Origin of the sequence: Micromonospora sp. NPDC051141, assembly GCF_044455765.1 — a bacterium.
GTDB lineage: Bacteria > Actinomycetota > Actinomycetes > Mycobacteriales > Micromonosporaceae > Micromonospora.
The window spans coordinates 263,039-283,992 of sequence record NZ_JBITFD010000011.1; the positions used below are offsets into that span (position 1 = coordinate 263,039).

Annotated in this window: 16 protein-coding genes; 3 read left to right on the forward strand and 13 right to left on the reverse strand. The window is 73.5% G+C overall.

The genetic code is table 11. The annotated features are described in order from the left end of the window. Window positions 1-61 precede the first annotated feature (61 nt). From obgE to ACIA6B_RS22125, 10 genes are all read right to left on the reverse strand, one after another. Window positions 62-1,516 (reverse strand): GTPase ObgE, encoded by a 1,455-nt coding sequence (gene obgE, locus ACIA6B_RS22080; RefSeq protein WP_396775845.1) that lies wholly within the window; start codon window positions 1,514-1,516, stop codon window positions 62-64. 89 nt (window positions 1,517-1,605) lie between these two features. After that, window positions 1,606-1,860 (reverse strand): 50S ribosomal protein L27, encoded by a 255-nt coding sequence (gene rpmA, locus ACIA6B_RS22085; protein WP_091072397.1) that lies wholly within the window; start codon window positions 1,858-1,860, stop codon window positions 1,606-1,608. A gap of 10 nt (window positions 1,861-1,870) precedes the next feature. Next, entirely contained in the window at window positions 1,871-2,188 is a 318-nt protein-coding gene (gene rplU, locus ACIA6B_RS22090; protein ID WP_091072401.1) for a 50S ribosomal protein L21, read from the reverse strand. Window positions 2,189-2,374: 186 nt separating this feature from the next. Then, a complete protein-coding gene (locus tag ACIA6B_RS22095) occupies window positions 2,375-2,845 on the reverse strand; it encodes a hypothetical protein (RefSeq protein ID WP_396775848.1) in 471 nt (156 codons plus the stop codon). A gap of 121 nt (window positions 2,846-2,966) precedes the next feature. Further along, window positions 2,967-6,164, reverse strand: a complete 3,198-nt coding sequence (locus ACIA6B_RS22100) for an Rne/Rng family ribonuclease (RefSeq protein ID WP_396775850.1) — start codon at window positions 6,162-6,164, stop codon at window positions 2,967-2,969. Between the two features lie 130 nt (window positions 6,165-6,294). Then, complete coding sequence (locus tag ACIA6B_RS22105) at window positions 6,295-7,074, reverse strand: TIGR03936 family radical SAM-associated protein (protein ID WP_396775852.1); 780 nt, start codon at window positions 7,072-7,074, stop codon at window positions 6,295-6,297. A 98-nt stretch (window positions 7,075-7,172) separates the two neighbouring features. Further along, window positions 7,173-8,414, reverse strand: coding sequence for a type VII secretion-associated serine protease mycosin (gene mycP / locus ACIA6B_RS22110; protein WP_396775853.1), 1,242 nt, complete (start codon window positions 8,412-8,414; stop codon window positions 7,173-7,175). 10 nt (window positions 8,415-8,424) lie between these two features. Continuing rightward, entirely contained in the window at window positions 8,425-9,855 is a 1,431-nt protein-coding gene (locus tag ACIA6B_RS22115) for a hypothetical protein (RefSeq protein ID WP_396775855.1), read from the reverse strand. A 13-nt stretch (window positions 9,856-9,868) separates the two neighbouring features. After that, complete coding sequence (locus ACIA6B_RS22120) at window positions 9,869-10,306, reverse strand: hypothetical protein (RefSeq protein WP_396775858.1); 438 nt, start codon at window positions 10,304-10,306, stop codon at window positions 9,869-9,871. A 167-nt stretch (window positions 10,307-10,473) separates the two neighbouring features. Continuing rightward, window positions 10,474-12,459, reverse strand: a complete 1,986-nt coding sequence (locus tag ACIA6B_RS22125; RefSeq protein WP_396775861.1) for a TIGR03960 family B12-binding radical SAM protein — start codon at window positions 12,457-12,459, stop codon at window positions 10,474-10,476. A gap of 211 nt (window positions 12,460-12,670) precedes the next feature. On the opposite strand from ACIA6B_RS22125, the gene ACIA6B_RS22130 reads away from it, so the two are divergent. Then, on the forward strand, window positions 12,671-14,617 hold the full coding sequence (locus tag ACIA6B_RS22130; RefSeq protein ID WP_396775864.1) for a hypothetical protein: 1,947 nt from the start codon (window positions 12,671-12,673) through the stop codon (window positions 14,615-14,617). 13 nt (window positions 14,618-14,630) lie between these two features. On the opposite strand, the gene ACIA6B_RS22135 is transcribed toward ACIA6B_RS22130, so the two are convergent. Further along, window positions 14,631-15,323 carry a lysophospholipid acyltransferase family protein gene (locus ACIA6B_RS22135; protein WP_396775865.1) on the reverse strand — a complete coding sequence of 231 codons (693 nt, stop codon included), beginning with the start codon at window positions 15,321-15,323 and terminating at the stop codon, window positions 14,631-14,633. A gap of 158 nt (window positions 15,324-15,481) precedes the next feature. After that, entirely contained in the window at window positions 15,482-18,628 is a 3,147-nt protein-coding gene (ileS, locus tag ACIA6B_RS22140; protein ID WP_396775868.1) for an isoleucine--tRNA ligase, read from the reverse strand. 421 nt (window positions 18,629-19,049) lie between these two features. Here ileS and ACIA6B_RS22145 point away from each other — a divergent pair, with 421 nt between their 5' ends. Both ACIA6B_RS22145 and sigJ read left to right on the forward strand, forming a co-directional pair. Further along, on the forward strand, window positions 19,050-19,493 hold the full coding sequence (locus ACIA6B_RS22145; protein ID WP_396775870.1) for a carboxymuconolactone decarboxylase family protein: 444 nt from the start codon (window positions 19,050-19,052) through the stop codon (window positions 19,491-19,493). Next, on the forward strand, window positions 19,490-20,374 hold the full coding sequence (sigJ, locus tag ACIA6B_RS22150; protein WP_396775872.1) for an RNA polymerase sigma factor SigJ: 885 nt from the start codon (window positions 19,490-19,492) through the stop codon (window positions 20,372-20,374). The genes ACIA6B_RS22145 and sigJ overlap by 4 nt, the downstream gene beginning before the upstream one ends. A gap of 31 nt (window positions 20,375-20,405) precedes the next feature. Here the strand turns inward: sigJ and ndk are convergent, their stop codons facing one another. Continuing rightward, the gene (ndk, locus tag ACIA6B_RS22155) at window positions 20,406-20,831 is read right to left on the reverse strand and encodes a nucleoside-diphosphate kinase (RefSeq protein WP_396775874.1); all 426 of its coding nucleotides are present in this window, start codon (window positions 20,829-20,831) and stop codon (window positions 20,406-20,408) included. Between the last annotated feature and the right edge of the window lie 123 nt (window positions 20,832-20,954).

The following is a 20,954-nucleotide window of genomic DNA, read 5'->3' on the forward strand; positions in this document are numbered from 1 at the left end:
GTAGGTCGACCGGATTTCGCGAAGGTTTCCGGCCGAGGTCCCCGACACGGACACGACCGGACTAGTCGTCGTCCGTGTCCTCGGCCGTCGGACCCGCCTCGATCTCGTCCTCCGGGCGCTGCCGGCGGGCCTTGCGGGCCTCCAGCCGGTCGGCGGCGGAGGGGCGTGTCGACTTGTCCTCCAGCCGCACGTCGGTGCCCCGGTTGCCGGGCACGAAGTCGACGCCCGCATAGAGCGTCGGCTGCCAGTCGAACTCGCGCTCGCCGATCCGGACCAGGTCGCCGGCCTGCGCGCCGGCCTTGGCCAGCTTCTCCTCGACGCCCAGCCGGGCCAGCCGGTCGGCCAGGAAGCCCACCGCCTCGTCGTTGTCGAAGTTCGTCTGCTTCACCCAGCGCTCCGGTCGGCTGCCCCGGACGGTGTAGGACCCGTCCGGCTCGGCCTCGATGGTGAACCCGGCGTCGTCGACCGCCTTCGGGCGGAGCACGATCCGGGTCGGCTCCACCTCCGGCACGGCGCGGCGGCCCTCGTCGACCAACTGGGCCATCGCGTACGTCAGCTCGCGCAGGCCCTCGCGGGTGGCGCTGGAGACGTCGAAGACGCGGAAGCCACGGGCCTCCAGGTCGGGGCGGACGATGTCGGCGAGGTCCTTCCCGTCCGGCACGTCGACCTTGTTCAGCGCGACCAGCCGGGGCCGGTCGGCCAGCCCGCCGTACTGGGCCAGCTCCGACTCGATGGCGTCGATGTCGGCGAGCGGGTCGCGGCCCGGCTCCAGCGTCGCGGTGTCGACCACGTGCACCAGCACGGCACACCGCTCGACGTGGCGGAGGAACTCCAGGCCCAGCCCCTTGCCGGTGGCGGCGCCCGGGATCAGGCCGGGCACGTCCGCGACGGTGAAGGTGTGGTTGTCCACCCGGACCACGCCCAGGTTGGGCACCAGCGTGGTGAACGGGTAGTCGGCGATCTTCGGCTTGGCGGCCGAGATCACCGAGATCAGCGAGGACTTCCCGGCGGACGGGAACCCGACCAGGCCGACGTCGGCGACGCTCTTCAGCTCCAGCACCACGTCGAGCTTGTCGCCGGGCTCACCCAGTTCGGCGAAGCCGGGCGCCTTGCGGCGGGCGTTGGCCAGCGAGGCGTTGCCCCGACCGGCCCGGCCACCGCGGGCCGCCTCGAAGGTGGTGCCCACCCCGACCAGGTCGGCCAGCACCTCGCCGTCCAGGGTCTGCACCACGGTGCCGTTCGGCACCTTGATCACCAGGTCGCGACCGTTGGCGCCGTCCCGGTTCGAGCCGGCCCCGCCCTTGCCGTTCTCGGCCTTCAGGTGCGGCCGGAAGTGGAAGTCGAGCAGCGTGGTGACCTGCGGGTCGACCACCAGCGACACGCTGCCGCCATGGCCGCCGTTGCCGCCGTCCGGGCCACCGAAGGGCTTGAACTTCTCCCGGTGGATCGAGACACAGCCGTGCCCGCCGTCGCCGGCCTGCATGTGCAGGACGACCCGGTCAACGAACGTCGTCACGACGCCAATCCTTCCAGCGGGGTCCGCCCCGCACGTGGAAAGCCGAAGCGGGCCGGGACCCGAGGTCCGCGGCCCGCTTCGGCTTCGAACTACTGCTGAGGCACGATGCTGACGGTCTTGCGACCGCGCTTGGTGCCGAACTGCACCGAACCGGCGGACAGCGCGAACAGCGTGTCGTCGCCGCCACGGCCGACCAGGTCACCGGGGTGGAACTTGGTGCCACGCTGACGGATGAGGATCTCACCCGCGCTGACGACCTGACCACCGAAGCGCTTCACGCCGAGCCGCTGGGCCGCGGAGTCGCGACCGTTACGCGAGCTGGACGCACCCTTTTTGTGAGCCATTTCCGACGACCTACTTCCCGCTGTTGGAGATGCCGGTCACCTTGATCTGGGTCAGCGGCTGCCGGTGACCCTGACGCTTGTGGTAGCCGGTCTTGTTCTTGAACTTGTGGATCCGGATCTTCGGGCCCTTGGTGTGCGCGGCGATCTCGCCGGACACCGCGACCTTGGCGAGCTTCGCCGCGTCGGTCACCAGGTCGTCACCGTCGACGAGGAGCACCGCGGTGAGCTTCACCGCGTCACCGGGGGCACCGGTGAGCTTCTCGACCTCGATCACGTCGCCCTCGGCGACCTTGTACTGCTTGCCGCCGGTCTTGACGATCGCGTACATCGGAGGCGCACTCCCTGTCGTTGAGGCTGCTGGCGTCTTTCCCACCGTTGCCGGCGGGTCGTTCCCACGGCGTCTCGCCGGGAGCCGTGACACCGGCGGCGCGGGCGCGCGGGAACTAGGCACACCAAAGTGCGCCGCAGGCAAGAGTACGCCATACCCGGTCCGCCGCCCAAACCGGGCTGCCGGTCACGCCGGGCAGAGCTGGTCGAGCCGCTGCTGGAGCCGGTCGAACGCGGTCTCGTCGATCGCCCGCACGTCGGTGCCGAGCCCGCCCACCTCGGTGGCCAGGTCCGCCAGCAGCGTCCGCAGGCGCGGGTCGGTGGCCCGCCCGGACTGCTCCCGCAGCACGTCCCGCCAGCCCGCCAGCGCGGCCTCCGCGTCCCGCCGGGCGGCCTTCTCCGCGCCCCGGTCCCCCGTGCCGCCCGCCCGCAGCATCTCCGCCAGCTTCTGCACGTACGTCTGGACGGCCACGGATCCGGCCTGCTTCGCGCGGGCACAGACGCCCGCGTCGCCGGTGACGGTCGGGGCGGGCGTGGGCGACGTGGCCGCCGGGGCCGGTGAGGCGAAGCCCACCGAGAACGGGTCGGTCCGCTCGGCGCAGCCCGACCCGGCCAGCAGCAGTCCGGTCAACGCGGTGACCGCGAACACCCGGCGCATGTCTCCTCCCTCCGGGGCGCGGCCGGCCCGACCGGGGGTCGACGGGAAACGGCAGGGCCCCTGCTCCCGGCACTCTGTTGCCGGACCAGGGGCCCTGTCAAACGCCACGCAGGTCAGCGGCTCACGGCCGGGTACGCCGCCGGGCGCCGCCACGGCGGGACCGCCGCCGCGACGAGCCGCCGTCGGCGCCCTCGTCGTCGCCGTCGCCGATCGCGTCCGGGTCGTCGGCCGCGGCGAGTCGGGCCGAGTCGCCCTCCTGGCTGTCCGCGACCGCCGGGGCGGCCGGCGTCTCGGTCTCGAACCGGGAGAGGTCATAGCCCTGGGTGTCGTAGTAGTCGTCGGCGGACTCGGCCACCTCGACGACGGTCCGCTCCGGCGCGGCGGCCGGCGGCTCCGCCGCGGCCTCCACGGCGGGCTTCTCCGCCGCGGCCTTGCGACCCCGGCGACGGCTCTTCTCCTCGGCCGGCGCGACCGCCGAGGCGACCGCCTTGACCTTCTCCCCCGCGCCGCCGGCACGCGGCTTCTCCGGCACCGGCTCGGTGTGGATCACCACGCCCCGGCCCTTGCAGCACTCGCAGGTCTCGCTGAACGCCTCCAGCAGGCCCGCGCCGATCCGCTTGCGGGTCATCTGCACCAGGCCCAGCGAGGTGATCTCGGTGACCTGGTGCTTGGTGCGGTCCCGACCCAGGCACTCGGTGAGCCGGCGCAGCACCAGCTCCCGGTTCGACTCCAACACCATGTCGATGAAGTCGATCACCACGATGCCGCCGAGGTCGCGCAGCCGCAACTGGCGCACGATCTCCTCGGCCGCCTCCAGGTTGTTGCGGGTGACCGTCTCCTCCAGGTTGCCGCCGGAGCCGGTGTACTTGCCGGTGTTGACGTCGACGACGGTCATCGCCTCGGTCCGGTCGATCACCAGCGACCCGCCGGAGGGCAGGAAGACCTTCCGGTCCAGCCCCTTGAGGATCTGCTCGTCGATCCGGTACTCGGCGAACACGTCGGTGACGCCGGCGTGCCGGCGCAGCCGCGCCACCAGGTCCGGCGAGACGTGCGACAGGTACGACTCGACCACGTCGTACGCCGACTCGCCCTCGATGACCAGCTCGCGGAAGTCTTCGTTGAAGAGGTCCCGGACCACCCGGATAACCAGGTCCGGCTCCTCGTAGAGCAGCACCGGGGCACCGCCGGAGGCGGCCTTGGCCTGGATGTCGTCCCACTGCGCCTGGAGCCGCTTGACGTCCCGGGCCAGCTCGTCCTCGCTGGCGCCCTCCGCCGCGGTCCGGACGATCACCCCGGCGCCGTCCGGCACCAGCTTCTTGAGGATGTCCCGCAGCCGCTTGCGCTCGGTGTCCGGCAGCTTGCGGCTGATCCCGGAGGCGTTGCCGTTGGGCACGTAGACCAGGTGCCGGCCGGAGAGCGCGACGTGGCTGGTGAGCCGCGCGCCCTTGTGCCCGATCGGGTCCTTGGTGACCTGCACCAGCACCGGGTCGCCGGAGCGCAGCGCCTGCTCGATCGAGCGGGCCCGGCCCTCCAGCCCGGTGGCGTCCCAGTTGACCTCGCCGGCGTACAGGACGGCGTTGCGCCCGCGCCCGATGTCGACGAAGGCCGCCTCCATGCTCGGCAGGACGTTCTGCACCTTGCCGAGGTAGACGTTGCCGGCCATGGTGCCGGACGAGTTGCGGGTCACGTAGTGCTCGACCAGCACGCCGTCCTCGAGCACCGCGATCTGGGTACGGTCGCCGCGCTGGCGCACCACCATCGTCCGGTCGACCGCCTCGCGGCGGGCCAGGAACTCCGACTCGCTCAGGATCGGCGGCCGGGTGCGCCGCTGCTCGCGGCCGTCCCGGCGGCGCTGCCGCTTGGCCTCCAGCCGGGTCGATCCGGAGACGCCCTGCACCTCGTCGACCGCCTTGCGCGGCTCTCGGATCTTGACGACGGTGGGCACGCCGTCCTCGGCGGTGGTCTCCGCCTCACCCGCGCCCCGGCGACGACGCCGACGGCGGCGACGGGTCATCCCGTCGCCCTCGGCCTCCTCGTCGCTCTCCTCGGCCTCCGCGTCGGCCGGCTCGGCCGTACCGGTCTCGTCCTCGTCGGCCTCGTCCGCGCCGCCCTTGCCCCGGCCACGGCCCCGGCGACCACGACGGCGACGGCGACGGCCCTCGGCGGTGTCGTCGTCGTCCTCGGCGTCGGCGGACTCGTCCGCCTCGGCGGCCGGCTCCTCCTCCTCGACGGCCTCGGGCTCGACCTCGGTCGCCACCGGCTCGGCCTCCCGCCGGCCGCGACGGCGACGGCGGCCGGTCTCGACCGGCTCCTCCGCCGCCTCCTCGACGGCCGGGTAGGTGACCCGGACCGCCGGGGCCTCCTCGGGCTGCGGGGGCATGAACAGGACGGTGGGCGCGGAGAGCGCCGCGCGACGCCGGCGGCCGGTGGCCGGCCGCTCCTCGTCCGCCGGCTCGTCCGCCACACCCGGCACCGCGGCGCCGGTCGACACCACGCCGGTGGCGTCCGCCGGCCCACCGGCCCGGGCCAGGTCGACCTCGTCGGTACGCCGGGACGCGCGCCGCCCGCCGGCACGCGACCGCGCACCACCCTCGGCAGCGGTCCCGCGGGCACGGGAGCGGGTGGCGCCCTCGCCCGGGGTGGGCTCGTCCACGGCGTCCTCGCCGACCGCGTCCTCGTCGAGCGGGGCCCGACCCTCGGCGATCTCGCCCGCGCCGCCCGGAACCGAGACCGGTCCGTCGACCACGGCACCGCCCGACGGCACGGTCCCGGTCCCGGCGGCCGGCTCGCCCGACAGCCCGGTGGCCTCGACCGGCGCGGCCGACGGCCCGGTGGGCGCCTCGGTCGACGCGGTCGGCGGCCCGGCGGCCTCGGCGGGCGCCTCGGTCGGCGGCTCGGCGGCCGGCATCGGCTCGGCGGCGGGTGGGGTGGCCTTGCGGCGGCGGGTCCGGGTGACCTTGACCGGCGGCACCACCTCGTCCGAGGTGGCCTGCACCTCGGCAGCGGCCACCGGCTCCTCGACCGCCTTCGCCGGGGTCGCCTTCCGGCGCCGGCGGGTGGTCTTCGGCGCGGCCTCCAACTCACCGGCCACCGGCGCGAACACCTCGGCCTGCGGCGACTCGCCGCTGCCGGTGGCCGCGGCGGACGCCTCGACCGGCGCGTCGGTCTGCTCCGGCTGGTTGAGCGGCGCGGCCTTGCGCCGGCTGGCCCGCTTACGGGGCGGCGGCTTCACCTCGGCGACGCCGTCGGTGCTGGTGGCGGTCGCGTCGGCCGGCTCGGCGCCGGTCCGTTCGCCGCCCTCGGGCTCGTTCTCGAGCATGGACGTTCTCCAGTTCTGGCTGCCCCGGGCGCGGTTGAGCGCTGCCACGCAGGGTTGCCGCAAAGGTGTTTCCGCCGGGCGCGCAGGTGCGCGACCGCCGAAGTCTGCCTGCCAGAGCGCTGACCGTCGGTCAGTGCCCTCCGATGGCTGCCCCGTCGCGATCCGCGTCCAACGGATCGACGATCTCGCCCTGCGCGGTCAGCGTGCCCTGCGCCAGCCGGATCACCTTCGGGGTGACCGGCGGCTCCAGGTCGGCCACCACGCGGAGGCCGGAAAGGACGTCATCGGGTCGCACGGACGGGGTGACCTGCCGCACGACCAGTTCGAGTATCGCACACGGTACGGTCGCCGCTCCGGAAGGCGTCTCAGCCGGCACCAGCGCATCGATGGCGATCACGGCGGCACGGGCGTCGAACGTCCGCCGGCCCTGCTTGGTCATCCGCTCGACCTGGATCTCCTCGGCGGCGGTGAACGCCGCCACGGCGGCCCGGAGCACGGCCGGATCGACCTCGGGCAGCTCGATCCGCCAGTGCGACGCCTCGATCCGGTCGGCCAGGCTGCCGCCGGACGCCTCGACCGCGTCGAGCACGTCGAGCCCGGGCGAGAGCGCGGCGTCCAGAGCGGCGCGGAGGCGCTCCGGGTCGACCGGCTCACGCAGGCCGATCTCCAGGTACTCGGCCTCGCTGGCCACGCCGGTCGGCGCCGCGGAGGCGTAGGAGATCTTGGGGTGCGGGGTGAAGCCCTGGGAGAACGCGATCGGCACGCCGGCGCGGCGCAACGCGCGCTCGAAGGCCCGGGCGAAGTCCCGGTGCGAGGTGAACCGCAGCGGTCCACGCTTGGCGTACCGGATGCGGACCCGCTGGACGACGGGCGCCTGGCCGCCCTCGGGTTGAGGCTTTCTGGCGATCATGAACTCCTCGGCTGTGCCTGCGCGTGTCCGTCCCATCCTGGCGCAGCCCGCACCGCCTCCCACACCCGCCCCCACCACCCCCGCTACGGCGGGGTGGGTCAGGGGCGGCGGTCGCCGGCCGGGGAGGGGCCGCCCAACCGGTCGAGCGCGTCGTCCGGGAGCTGCGCCACCCGGGCCAGCTCACGTCGGTGCCGGCGCCGGTTCCAGATCAGGAACACCACGAGCGCCAGCAGCACCACCAGGGCCACCGCGATGCCGACCCCGATCACCAGCACCTGCTGGTCGGTGGGGCCGCCACGGTCGCCGTACCTCGTCACGTCGAAGTCGTCGTCCTCGGCCGCCCGCGGCGCAGCCGCGCTCGCCGAGGCCGGGTCGAGCAGCGGGTTCGCCGGGACCGACGGCACGTCCGCGGTGAGCGCCGCCACCGGGTCGATCAGGCCGAAGCCGAACTGCGGGTCCCGGCCGGACGGGCCGGCGTCCCGGGCGGTGCGGATGATCCGGTTGATCACGTCGGACGCGGAGAGCTGCGGATACTTCGCACGGATCAACGCCGCGACGCCGGAGACGATGGCGCTGGAGTCGGAGGTGCCGTCACCCCAGCCGTAGCCGTGGCCGCGGCCGGCGTTGTAGATCCCGTCCGCCGGCGCGGCGACGACCGCCTCCGGGCCCTGGGCGGAGCCGGACCAGAAGCCGCCGCCCCGGGTGGTGCCGGTCACCGCGAGCACGCCGGGGATCCGGGCCGGCGAGGCGATGTCCACGTCGCCCGCCTTGCGGTTGCCGCCGGCGGCGACCACGACGACGTCGCGCGCCAGCGCGTACCGGATCGCCTCCTCCTCGTCCGGGTCGGGCGCGCCGGCCCGGCCGAAGGAGAGGTTGAGCACCGTCGCGCCACCGTCGACCGCCATCCGGATGCCGAGGGCGGACGCGCCGTCGGGCACGGTTCCCGGGCCGGGCTCCTGCTTGATGGGCAGGATCCGGGCGTCCGGCGCGATGCCGTCCACGCCGTCGCCGACGTTCACCGCCGAGATGATGCCGGCCATGTGCGTGCCGTGACCGTCCGGGTCCTCCCGGCCGTCGCCCCGGGCGCCGTAGCTGCGGTCGCCGGGCAGCACGCGACCGCGCAGCGCCGGATGGGTGGCGTCGACGCCGGTGTCCACCACGCCGACCACCACCCCGCGCCCGGTGGAGATCCGATGCGCCCGGTCGATGCCCAGCTCGTCGAGGTACCACTGCTCGGCCCGGCGCGGCGCGGCCGGCGCCGGCTGGGCCGCGCCCAGCACCATCAGGCCGGCCAGCAGTCCGGCCGCCACCGGCCGGAGCGCGGCGACGTGCACCCTCATCCGTCCGTCCTCATCGCAGGACGCCCGGGGACGCACTGTCACCGGCGCCCCACGGATCGTCGTCCTCAGTCAACCACGACGAGTGCTCGGCACCGCCGCCGCCGTGCCCGGCGCCGCCGTGCCCGCCCATCATCCCGCCGCCCATCATGCCCCCGCCGGCACCCGCGCCGGTCGCGTTGCGGAGCGCGCTGGCGGCGCTGGTCAGCGGCGGGACCTTGCCGTTGCCGCCGCCGACCAGGCCGGGCAGCGCACCCACGCCCATCCCGCCGGCCGCGCCGAGACCACCGCCGCCGAGACCACCACCGGCGCCCAGGCCGCCGCCACCGCCGCCGAACCCGCCACCACCACCGACGGCGCCCGGTCCACCGCCGCCGCCACCGAACGCGCTGCCCGGACCGCCGGTCGTGATCGTGCCCGGCCCGCCCGCGCCGGCCAGGCCGGTGCCGTAGTCGTGGTCACCCGAGCCCGGGTAGCCGCCACCGGTGACCGGCGGGACGTACGACCCGCCGCCGGTGTGGCCGCCGCCGAGATCGACGCCGCCCGTGGTGGGCGGCGGTGAGAACGAACCGCCACCGTACGAGCCACCGCCGCCACCACCGATGCCGGTGCTGCCCAGCGAGGGCACCTTGCCACCGCCGCCACCACCACCGCCGGGCAACCCGGTGTCGGGCACACCGGACGGCGGGACCCGGTTGTCGGGCGTGTAGCCGTCACGCGTGTCAGTGGCCGAGGGCTGGGGCACGACCAGCTTCGGGCGTTCGGTCTCCACCGCGGCGGGCAGCGGCGACATCGCCCTGTTGGCCGCCTCCTGGTTGTCCCGGTACCAGTTGTCCAGGTGCGACTTGGTGTCCCACCAGCCGCCACGCTTCTGGTCTTCGGCGTTGCCGTCGACCCTCATCGTCGCCTCGAGGTCGTCGGCCTTGTCGCGGAACGCGCCGTCGGCGTAGAGCGACTGGTTCTGCTGGTAGTCGCTGCGCAGCGAGGCGAGGAAGCCGGACTGGCTCTCGCCGTCGCGGGCGTCGTCGAGCTCGGTGCCGCCGGGCAGGCTCCACTCGTTCCAGCCGAAGTCGTCCATCAGCGGGATCGGGATGCTGGCCACCGCCTTGCGGATGTCACCCTCGATCCGCGACAGCGCGCCGCTGACGTCGCTGGCGTGGATGATCAGCTCCTCGATGTCCTTGCCGATGCCGCTCAGGTGCTCGCGGTACGCGTCACCGCCGCTGCCCGTCCAGCCGGCCAGCAGCCCGGGGAGACCGCCGCTGTGCGGGCGTTCCTGACCGGACGCGATCGGGCCGACGAACGAGCGCCCGACAAGCGCGTCGCGCAGGTGGCCGAGCCCGGCGGAGAGGTTGCTCCAGCCGACGCCGACCGACCCGACCGTCTCCGGATCCGCGGCGAGCGTCACCTCCCGGACGCAGCGCTCCCAGGTGCCTCCAGCCATGATCGCCTCTCCCTCAGGCCGGGTACGGGTACGTGGGCTGCTGCCCCGTCTCGGGTGGCGGCGCCGCGGACTCCAGCAGCCGTTCGATCTGCTTGCCGTTGGCGGCGTTGCGGGCCTCGGCGTCGCGGAACGCCTTCGCGATGTCCTCGGTGCCCTTCTTCAGCCCGGCCAGCTTGCTGGAGATGGCCTTGAGGTGGGCCTCCATGTTGGCCGTCGACCGGGTCAGCGCCGCCCACTGCATCCGCGCGTCCTCGTACGCGCCGAACGGCGTGCCGTTGGGCACCGCCTGGGCGTTGTTGCTGTCGCCCTTCATCCGCTCCTTGATGCGTTCCATCTCGTAGCCGATGGTGTCGTCGACGTACTGCTTGAGGCGCTCGACGTAGTCGGCGGCGGCGTCCAGGTCCTCGACGCTGACGTGCAGGTCGCCGGTGTCCGGCGGCGTGATGCCCATGTTGCTGTCCTCCCCCGCTACCGGCCCGGCCGGTCCAATACGGACGCAGCGTATCGAGGAAACACCAGCCGGGGCAGCCCCGCCCCGACCACCCGACGGTCGACACCCGACACGACGGAGCGCGGGCGCCCCGAGGGGTTCCCGCGCTCCGGTACGTGTCGGTGGGCTCAGCCCTGGGCCGCCGCGGGCAACCGCATCCCGCCGACCGGCGTCAGCGGCAGCAGCTTGCGCCCGGTCGGGCCGATCTGGATCTCGGTGTCCATGGACGGGCACACGCCGCAGTCGAAGCAGGGCGTCCAGCGGCAGTCGTCCTGCTCGTACTCGGACAGCGAGTCCTGCCAGTCCTGCCAGAGCCAGTCCTTGTCCAGGCCGGAGTCGAGGTGGTCCCAGGGCAGGACCTCCAACTCCTCACGTTCCCGGGTGGTGTACCAGTCGAGGTCCACCCCGAACGCCGGCAGCGTCTCGGCCGCCGCGTCCACCCAGCGCTGGTACGAGAAGTGCTCGCTCCAGCCGTCGAACCGGCCGCCGTTCTCCCAGACCCTGCGGATCACCGCGCCGACCCGGCGGTCGCCCCGGGACAGCAGGCCCTCGATCAGCGACGGCTCGCCGTCGTGGTAGCGGAAGCCGATCGCCCGGCCCAGCGAACGGTCACTGTTGATCGCCTGCTTGAGCAGCTTGAGCCGGCCGTCGATGACCTCGGGCGTGGACATCGAGGCCCACTGGAACGGGGTGTGCGGCTTCGGCACGAAACCGCCGATGGAGACCGTGCAGCGGATGTCCTTGGACCCGGTGGCCGCACGGCCGGCCCGGATCACCTCGTGCGCCATGTCGGCGATCTCCAGGACGTCCTCGTCCGTCTCGGTGGGCAGGCCGCACATGAAGTAGAGCTTCACCTGCCGCCAGCCGTTGGTGTACGCGGTGACCACGGTGCGGATGAGGTCTTCCTTCGACACCATCTTGTTGATCACCTTGCGGATCCGCTCCGACCCGCCCTCCGGGGCGAAGGTCAGGCCGGTCCGCCGCCCGTTACGGGACAACTCCTGGGCGAGGTCGATGTTGAACGCGTCCACCCGGGTCGACGGCAGCGACAGCGAGACGTTGGTGCCGGCGTACTGCTCGGCCAGGCCGGAGCACATGTCACCGATCTCGGAGTGGTCGGCCGACGACAGCGACAGCAGGCCCACCTCGTGGAAGCCGGAGAACTCCAGCCCCTGCTGCACCATCTGGCCGACAGTGGTGATCGAGCGCTCCCGCACCGGCCGGGTGATCATGCCGGCCTGGCAGAACCGGCAACCGCGCGTGCAGCCCCGGAAGATCTCCACCGCGTACCGCTCGTGGACCGTCTCGGCGAGCGGGACCAGCGGCTTCTTCGGGTACGGCCACGCGTCCAGATCCATGGTGGTGCGCTTGTGCACCCGGAACGGCACGTCCGGGCGGTTCGGCACGACCCGCTGGATCCGGCCGTCGGGCAGGTAGTCGACGTCGTAGAAGCGCGGCACGTAGACGCTCTCGGTGCGGGCCAGCCGCAGCAGCAGCTCGTCCCGGCCACCCGGGGAGCCCTCGGCCTTCCACTCCCGGACGATGGCGGTGATCTCCAGCACCGCCTCCTCGCCGTCGCCGAGCACCGCGGCGTCGACGAAGTCGGCGATCGGCTCCGGGTTGAACGCGGCGTGCCCACCGGCCACGATCACCGGGTCGGCGTCGGTGCGGTCGGCGGCGAGCAGCGGAATGCCGGCCAGGTCGATCGCGGTGAGCAGGTTGGTGTAGCCCAGCTCGGTGGAGAACGAGACGCCGAACACGTCGAAGTCGCGTACCGCGCGGTGCGCGTCGACGGTGAACTGCGGGACGCCGTGGGCGCGCATCAGCGCCTCCAGGTCCGGCCAGACCGCGTACGTCCGCTCGGCGAGCACGTCGGGCAGCTCGTTGAGCACCTCGTAGAGGATCTGCACGCCCTGGTTGGGCAGGCCCACCTCGTAGGCGTCCGGGTACATCAGCGCCCAGCGGACGGTCGCCGCGTCCCAGTCCTTGACCACCGCGCCCAACTCGCCCCCGACGTACTGGATGGGCTTGGTCACCTGGGGCAGCAGCGGCTCCAGCCGGGGCCACACGGAATTGGCCGCGACCGGGCGCGGCGTCGTCGACGGGGCACTCATGATGCCCAAGGATACGCCGTGCCCCACCCCGCCCTCCCCCACCGGCACGGTTCCCCCGCCCCCACCCTGTTGATCAAGGAGTTTGCGCGCGAATCCGGGCCCCGGCCGACGCAAACTCCTTGATCAACGGGCTGGCGGGCGGAGGCGGGGATTCGTCGGGGGTGGCGGGGCGGTACTAACCTCGCAACGGGCGCGAGAGGAGATTGCCGCGATGTCGCAGCCGCAGCCGGAGGCGGGCCGGCCGGCCGACGGGGCCGATGGGCCAGCCGTCACCGAGCCGCCGACCGCCGTACCGACGCCGGCCGACGCCGAGGCCACCAGCCCGCCGTCCCCACCCGATGCGCCGGAGACCGTCGCGTCGGAGACCCGGGTGCCGGAGACCCGGGTGCCGGAGACCGGGCTGCCGGAGACCGGAGTGCCGCGGGTGGCGGCATCCGACGAGGCCCCCACCGACGAGGCCGGGGAGCCGGTCACCGCGGAAGCCACCCCGCAGGTCCCCGACCCGTCGGGCGCCTCGACGCCGTCGGAGGCATCGAGCGCCTCGGCAACCTCGGACGCCTCGGCCGACAACGACGCCGCCGGAACCAGCGCCGCCGGAACCAGCGCCGCCGGAACCAGCGTCGTCGGAACCAGCGTCGTCGGAACCAGCGCCGCCGGAACCAGCGTCGTCGGAACCAGCGCCGTCGGAACCAGCGCCGTCGGGACCGAGGTGGAGCCCGACGCGCCGCCGACCACCGACACCGACACCAGCGCCGACGCCACCCCGGTCGTACCGGTCGTACCGGTCGGCCGGGCCCGCGGCTCCGCGGCCGTGCCCGGCCGCGCCACCGCACCGCCCCCCACCCGGGTCGAGAACGGGCCGCATCCCACCCGCGTCGAGAGTGCGCCGGACGCCGTCCCCATGGAGACCGGCCCGAACGCCACCCGCATCGAGACCGGCCCGAACGCCACCCGCATCGAGACGGGGCCGAACGCGACCCGGGTCGAGAACGGGCTGGACGCCGCCCGCATGGAGACCGGCCCGAACGCCACCCGGATCGAGAACGGGCCACCGCCGACCCGCGTCGAGCCGCCCCCCGCGCCGCGCTGGAGCGGCTCCGCCGCTGTTCCGCCCCCGCAACCGCGCCGGCGCGGCTGGGGCGAGTCGGCCGAGCCGACCCCGGTACCGCCGGTCGCCTCCCCCGAGCACGCCACCCCGGTCGATCCGTGGGCGGGCGTGGACACCACCGGCTGGGACCTCCACTCGGCCGATCTGCCGGCACCGCCGGCGACCATGCCGTACACCGCGCCCTGGCCGGCGCACCCGGCGCCGCACCCCGCCCCGCCGCCGGGCGCGCGGCCGGTGTCACCGCCGGCGCCCGCCCCGCCGTACCCGGGGCCGCCGGCCGCCCGGCCGGTCTCGCCACCCGCGCACACGCCGCCGTACCCGGCGTCACCCGCCGCCCGCCCGGTGTCACCGCCGGCGCACACCCCGCCGCCGGCCCCGGTGGTCGCCCCCCGGGCGCCGAAGCAGGCCCGGCCGCCGAAGCAACGTCGGGGCGGGACTCCGCCGCCGGTCGCGCCGCCGCCCGGGTGGCAGGCGCCCAAGGGGTACGCTCCGCGACGCCGGCGGCGCCGCTGGCCCTGGGTGCTGCTGCTCTCCGTGGCCTGCTGCTGCGGCGTCCCGCTGTGGTGGGTCCAGCCGCTGTCCAGCCAGTATCCGGCCAGCGCCAGCCTCCCGGACCAGCTCGACTCGATGCAGTTGCGTCAGGACGAGCGCAGCCGGGCCGCCGCCGAGGAGCTGAAGAGCCAGGTACGCCAGGCGGACCTGCTCGCCGAGGACACGTTCGCCGGCATCTACACCACCGACGACGGCAAGCGGGTGACCCTCTTCGGCAGCACCGGCTTCCGGTTGACCCCGGAGTCCGACGCCGAGGCCGAGCTGAAGCGCCTGGCCGGCGACTACGCCCTGCAAGCCTCGGTCAGCGTGGACACCGGGGTGCGGGGCCGGTACGAGCGCTGCGCGGTCGGCCGGACGGACGACGACGCGGTGGTGGTGTGCACCTCGGTCGACTACGGCAGCCTGACCACGGGCGTGTTCACCCGCCTGTCGGTGGACGACAGCGGCCGGCTGCTGAACGAGCTGCGGGAGCGGGTGGTGGTCCCGAAGAAGTCCTGACCCGGAGGCCGGGTCAGGCGGGCGACTCGCCCGGCGTCTGCTCGGCGCGCTTCGGCGCGTAGCGCGGGACGTACTCCTGGCCGGTGAGCTTCTGGATCTCGGTCATCAACTCGTCGGTCATGGCCCGCAGCGACGTCCGGTCGTCGGGACGACCGGTGAAGTCCAACGGCTTGCCGAACTTGATGGTGATCTTGGCGCGACCCGGGCGGGGCACCCGCGTCCCGATCGGCTGGGCCTTGTCGGTGCCCGTCACGCCGACCGGGATGATCGGCACGCCGGCGGCCACCGCCAGCCGGGCCGCGCCGGTGCGCCCGCGGTAGAGGCGCCCGTCCGGCGAGCGGGTGCCCTCCGGATACACCGCGACCAGGTCACCGGCCTTGAGCACCGGGACGGCCGCGTCGAACGCGGACAGCGCCGCCCGGCCGCCGGCCCGCTCGACCGGGATCGCACCCAGCCCGGTGAGCACGAACTTGGAGAAGCCGCCCTTCACCCCGGTGCCGTTGAAGTACTCCGACTTGGCCCAGAAGGCCAGGTGGCGGGGCACCACGGTGCCGAGCAGCAGCTCGTCGGCGACGGAGAGGTGGTTGCCCGCGAAGATCGCACCGCCGGTCGCCGGGATGTGCTCCAACCCCTCCACGTGCGGACGGAAGGCCAACCGGAGCGTGGGCGCCACGGTGAGCTTGCCGATGGTGTAGAGCAGGGGCACGGGTCCTCCGGCGGTCGTACGCGGAACAGGCGCTGTCACGGTAGCCGACGCCGCCACCCCCGGCCGAGCGGGTGGCGGGCAGTCCACCCGCCGGTGCGTCGGGTGAGACGGGGCCCCTTCTCCACCGAAGGCGTTAACAAGGGGCCCCGCCTGACACCTCACACGCGGCGGACGGTGACCACCACGCGCTCGCCGTCGCCCACCTCGCCGGCGAAGCCGTCGAGTCCCTCGACGAAGTCGATGCTCTCCGCCAGCACCTCCCGCGCCACGAAGTCCGTGAACGCGGCGACCGCCGCGCGCACCTCCTCGGACGCCGACACCGCCACCGTGATCCGGTCCGAGATGTCCAGGTCGGCGTCCCGGCGGGCCTGCTGCACCACCCGGACCACGTCCCGGGCCAGCCCCTCGGCGGCCAGTTCCGGCGTGACCTCGGTGTCCAGCACCACCACGCCCTCACCGCCGGGCAGCGGCGCGGAGTGCTCGGCGTCGGCGGCGACCAGGCGCAGCTCGTACTCGCCCTCGGCCAGGGTGACCCCGGCGGCGACCGGGGCGCCGTCGACGAGTTCCCACTCCCCCGACTTGACCGCCTTGATCACCTGCTGGACCGCCTTGCCGACGCGCGGGCCGAGCGCCCGCGGCACCACGGTCAGCACCTGCTGGCAGTAGGCCGCCACCTCGCCGGTGAGCACGACCTCCTTCACGTTGACCTCGTCGGCGACCAGCTCGGCGAACGGCCGGAGCTGGTCGGCGACCGGCGAGGCCACGGTCAGCGTCGCCAGCGGCAGCCGGACCCGCAGGCCCTTCGCCTTGCGCAGCGACAGCGCCGCCGAGGCGACCGCCCGGACGTTGTCCATCGCGGAGACCAGCTCGTGGTCGGCCGGGAACTCGTCCGCCGACGGCCAGTCGGTCAGGTGCACCGACCGCTCGCCGGTCAACCCGCGCCAGATCTCCTCGGCGGTCAGCGGCGCCAGCGGCGCCACCACCCGGCAGAGCGTCTCCAGCACGGTCGAGAGCGTGTCGAACGCGTCCGCGTCGCCGGCCCAGAACCGGTCCCGCGAGCGACGCACGTACCAGTTGGTCAGCGCGTCCAGGTAGGACCGGACGGTGGCGCAGGCGCCGGAGATGTCGTACGCGTCCATCTGCGCGCCGACGGTCGCCACCAGCTCGTTCGTCTTCGCCAGCACGTACCGGTCGAGCACGTTCGTCGAGTCGGTGCGCCGACGCGCCTGGTAGCCGTCCGCGTTGGCGTAGAGCGTGAAGAAATACCACACGTTCCACAGCGGCAGCAGCACCTGACGCACCGCGTCCCGGATGCCCGACTCGGTGACCGCCATGTCCCCGCCGCGCAGCACCGGCGACGACATCAGCATCCACCGCATCGCGTCCGACCCGTACGCGTCGAAGACGTGGTAGACGTCCGGGTAGTTGCGCAGGCTCTTGGACATCTTGCGCCCGTCGGAGCCGAGCAGGATGCCGTGGCTCAGGCAGTTGCGGAACGCCGGCCTGTCGAAGAGCGCGGTGGCCAGCACGTGCATGGTGTAGAACCAGCCACGGGTCTGCCCGATGTACTCGACGATGAAGTCGCCCGGGTAGTGGTGCTCGAACCAGTCGCGGTTCTCGAACGGGTAGTGCACCTGGGCGAACGGCATCGAGCCGGACTCGAACCAGCAGTCCAGCACCTCCGGCACCCGGCGCATCATCGACCTGCCCGTCGGATCGTCCGGGTTGGGGCGGACCAGGTCGTCCACCGCCGGCCGGTGCAGGTCGGTCAGGCGTACGCCGAAGTCGCGCTCGATGTCGTCGAGCGACCCGTACACGTCGACGCGCGGATAGGTCGGGTCGTCGGAGCGCCACACCGGGATCGGTGAGCCCCAGAACCGGTTCCGGCTGATCGACCAGTCCCGGGCGTTGGCCAGCCACTTGCCGAACGAGCCGTCCTTGATGTGCCCCGGCGTCCAGTTGATCTGCTGGTTCAGCTCGACCATCCGGTCCCGGAACCGCGTCACCGCGACGAACCACGACGACACCGCCTTGTAGACGAGCGGCGTGTCGCAGCGCCAGCAGTGCGGGTACGAGTGGGTGTAGACGTCCTGCCGCAACACCACCCCCCGCTCCTTCAGCTCCCGGATCACCGGCTTGTTCACGTCGAAGACCTGCTCGCCCTGGTACGGCGGGACCAGCGCGGTGAACCGGGTGTGGTCGTCCACGGTGACCACGGTCGGGATGCCGGCCGCGTTGCAGGTGTTCTGGTCGTCCTCGCCGAACGCGGGCGCCAGGTGGACGATCCCGGTGCCGTCCTCGGTGGTCACGAACTCCGCGCCGAGCACCTGGTAGGCGTTCGGCCCGGCCGGCTCGACCAGGAAGTCGTAGAGCGGCGTGTAGCGACGACCGACCAGGTCCCGGCCGTGCACGGTGCCGACCTGCTGGTACCCCTCCAGCTCCTTGGCGTACGCGCCGAGCCGGGCCGCGCCGACGACGTACCGCTGGCCGTCGCGGTCCAGCACCGCGTACTCGATGTCGGGGCCGACGGCGAGCGCCAGGTTCGACGGCAGCGTCCACGGCGTGGTGGTCCAGACGCCCAGCTTGACCGGCCCGCGCAGCGGCTCCGGCGCGTTCTCGTCGGCGGTCAGCTCGAACCACACGGTCAGCGTCGGGTCGTGCCGGTCCCGGTAGACGTCGTCCATCCGGGTCTCGGTGTTCGACAGCGGGGTCTCGCACCGCCAGCAGTACGCCAGCACCCGGAAGCCCTCGTAGACCAGGCCCTTGTCGTGCAGCGTCTTGAAGGCCCACATGACGCTTTCCATGTAGTCCAGGTCGAGCGTCTTGTAGTCGTTGGCGAAGTCGACCCAGCGGGCCTGCCGGGTGACGTAGCGCTCCCAGTCCTGGGTGAACTCCAGCACGCTGGCCCGGCAGGCGTCGTTGAACCGGGCCACGCCGAGGTCGAGGATCTCCGCCTTGCTGGTGATGCCGAGCTGCTTCTCGGCCACCACCTCGGCCGGCAGCCCGTGGCAGTCCCAGCCGAACCGGCGCTCGACGTGCCGCCCGCGCATGGTCTGGTAGCGCGGCACCACGTCCTTGACGTAGCCGGTGAACAGGTGGCCGTAGTGCGGCAGGCCGTTGGCGAACGGCGGGCCGTCGTAGAAGACGTACTCGTTCTTGCCGTCGTCTCCGGCGGGGCGGGCTTCCAGGCTCGCCTCGAAGGTCTTGTCGGCGGTCCAGTGCTCCAGCACCCGACGCTCGACCGCGGGCAGGTCCGGGCTCGCCGGGACACCGGCGCCGGTCGGGTCGTGCAACGGATAGGCCATCGGGGGTCGCTCTCCTCGCGCAGCTCACTCGTCGGTGGGTCTGCGAGGACGAACCTTTCCGGGTACGCCTGGAACGACGCCCCCGGGTGGTCCGCGGTACCACCCCGCTTGGCGGTCGAGGTGCGACCGCCCGCTCGTTGGTCGGCTGTGACGGGCCGTCCCGTCCGGTTCTACTGAGCCGGTCGCCCGGCCGTTCTTCCGGAGGCTCGCCGGTGATGGCCGGGTCGACGCCTGTACGCCCCAGCGTACCCTCCCCGCCCACCCCGCCGCCTCCGAGTAAGGAGGGGCCCCTGTCAACGCATACGGATTGGCGGGGGCCCCGCCCAACACCCCGCATGACCGGCGTCACACCGTCGGGACGTCACACCGGCCGGGGTCGGATCCGTCGTGTGGGCGTACCGACGACACGAGGGAGAAGACGATGAGCCGGATCAACCTGGCGACGGTGGCGCCGGAGGCGTACCGGGCGGTGCTCGGGCTGGAGACCTACATCCGGGGCAACCTGGACCACACCGTGCTGGAGCTGGTGAAGGTGCGGGCGTCGATGCTCAACGGCTGCGCGTTCTGCGTGGACATGCACACCCGGGACGCGCTGGGCGCCGGCGAGGACAGCCGGCGGCTGTTCGCGGTGGCGGCCTGGCGGGAGGCGCCCTCGTTCTTCGACGAGCGGGAGCGGACCGCGCTGGCGCTGACCGACGCGGTCACCCGGCTCGGTGAGCACGGCGTGCCGGACGACGTGTGGGACGCCGCCGCGAAGGTCTGGTCGGAGAAGGAGCTTGCGGACCTCGTCGTCGCGATCGCCACAATCAACGTGTGGAACCGGATCGTGATCAGCAGTCGGACCCAGCCACCGCGCGAGGTGTGACCGTCACCGGAGCGGCGGAGTCGGCCGGTGCGCTCACCGCGCACCGGCCGATGCTGCTCGGGCTGGCCTACCGGCTGCTGGGCAGCCTGCACGACGCCGAGGACGTGCTCCAGGAGGCGTACCTGCGCTGGGTCGGCGTGGACCGGGAAACGGTCACCGAACCACGCCGCTACCTGTCCCGGGTGGTGACCCGGTTGGCGCTGGACCGGCTGCGCGCCCGGCAGGCCGCCCGGGAGACGTACGTCGGCCCGTGGCTGCCCGAGCCGGTGCCCACCGACCCGTCGCCGTTCGGGCCGCTGGAGACCGTCGAGCTTCGGGAGACGGTCTCCACCGCCCTGCTGCACCTGCTGGAACAGCTCACCCCGCCGGAGCGGGCGGTCTACGTGCTGCACACCGCGTTCGCGCTGCCGTACGCGGAGATCGGCGACATCCTGGACCGGTCGGCGGCGGACTGCCGCCAACTGCACCACCGCGCGGCGGCCCGGCTGACCGAGCAGCGGCGGCGCTTCACCGCCGGCCCGGCCGAGCAGCGCCGGCTGCTCGACGCGTTCCTCGCCGCGGCGCGTGACGGTGACCTGGCCCGGCTGACCGATCTGGTCGCGGCCGACGCCACCGCCTGGTCCGACGGCGGCGGGCGGATCCGCGCGGCCCGCAACCCGCTGTACGGCGCGGACCGAATCGCCCGCTTCTTCGCCGGGGTGTACGGCCGCCGGCGGCCCGGCGTGCGGATCGCGTCGGTCGAGCTCAACGGCGCGCCGGCGCTGGTGCTGAGCTGGCCGGACGGCGCCCGCTACACGCTCGGGGTCGCCGCGGCCGGTGGCCGGATCACCGGCGTCTACCTGGTCGGCAACCCCGACAAGCTCACCCGGGTCGCCGGCTGAACCGGGCGGGCCGGCGCCGGCCGGGCTGCGGTCAGTCCAGCTCGGGGAACCAGAGCGCGATCTCGCTCTTGGCGCTGTCCGTCGAGTCGGAGGCGTGCACCAGGTTCTCCCGGTTCGACAACGACAGGTCGCCACGGATGGTGCCGGCGGCGGCCTTGCGGCCGTCGGTGCTGCCGATCATGCCGCGCACCACCTCGATCACCTGGTCGCCGGAGAGCACCAACGCCACCAGCGGGCCGCTGGTCATGAACGTCTTCAGCGGCGGGTAGAACGGCTTGTCGACGTGCTCGGCGTAGTGCTGGTCGGCGAAGTCGCCGTCGACGGTCCGGCTCACCAGCGCGTCGATCCGCAGGCCCTTGCGCTCGAAACGGGACAGGATCTCACCCACCAGACCGCGGCGCACCGCGTCGGGCTTGATCAGTACGAGCGTCCGCTCTGCCGGGCTGCTGCTGGACACGCTGGTTTCCTCCTGTGCACGAACCGGGGTCGGGCTGGGTACGGTCAGCGTAGCGACCCGGTCCCGGCGCCGGCGCGGCGGCTGCGTCTTCCCTGGCCCGCCGCGGCGGCCTAGCCTGGCCTT

What these genes read in the sequence shown, in the direction of transcription:
- rpmA (WP_091072397.1), bottom strand. Translation starts at nt 1,860, where the DNA reads ATGGCTCACAAAAAGGGTGCGTCCAGCTCGCGTAACGGTCGCGACTCC.
- rplU (WP_091072401.1), bottom strand. Translation starts at nt 2,188, where the DNA reads ATGTACGCGATCGTCAAGACCGGCGGCAAGCAGTACAAGGTCGCCGAG.
- ACIA6B_RS22095 (WP_396775848.1), bottom strand. Translation starts at nt 2,845, where the DNA reads ATGCGCCGGGTGTTCGCGGTCACCGCGTTGACCGGACTGCTGCTGGCC.
- ACIA6B_RS22100 (WP_396775850.1), bottom strand. Translation starts at nt 6,164, where the DNA reads ATGCTCGAGAACGAGCCCGAGGGCGGCGAACGGACCGGCGCCGAGCCG.
- ACIA6B_RS22105 (WP_396775852.1), bottom strand. Translation starts at nt 7,074, where the DNA reads ATGATCGCCAGAAAGCCTCAACCCGAGGGCGGCCAGGCGCCCGTCGTC.
- mycP (WP_396775853.1), bottom strand. Translation starts at nt 8,414, where the DNA reads ATGAGGGTGCACGTCGCCGCGCTCCGGCCGGTGGCGGCCGGACTGCTG.
- ACIA6B_RS22115 (WP_396775855.1), bottom strand. Translation starts at nt 9,855, where the DNA reads ATGGCTGGAGGCACCTGGGAGCGCTGCGTCCGGGAGGTGACGCTCGCC.
- ACIA6B_RS22120 (WP_396775858.1), bottom strand. Translation starts at nt 10,306, where the DNA reads ATGGGCATCACGCCGCCGGACACCGGCGACCTGCACGTCAGCGTCGAG.
- ACIA6B_RS22125 (WP_396775861.1), bottom strand. Translation starts at nt 12,459, where the DNA reads ATGAGTGCCCCGTCGACGACGCCGCGCCCGGTCGCGGCCAATTCCGTG.
- ACIA6B_RS22130 (WP_396775864.1), top strand. Translation starts at nt 12,671, where the DNA reads ATGTCGCAGCCGCAGCCGGAGGCGGGCCGGCCGGCCGACGGGGCCGAT.
- ileS (WP_396775868.1), bottom strand. Translation starts at nt 18,628, where the DNA reads ATGGCCTATCCGTTGCACGACCCGACCGGCGCCGGTGTCCCGGCGAGC.
- ACIA6B_RS22145 (WP_396775870.1), top strand. Translation starts at nt 19,050, where the DNA reads ATGAGCCGGATCAACCTGGCGACGGTGGCGCCGGAGGCGTACCGGGCG.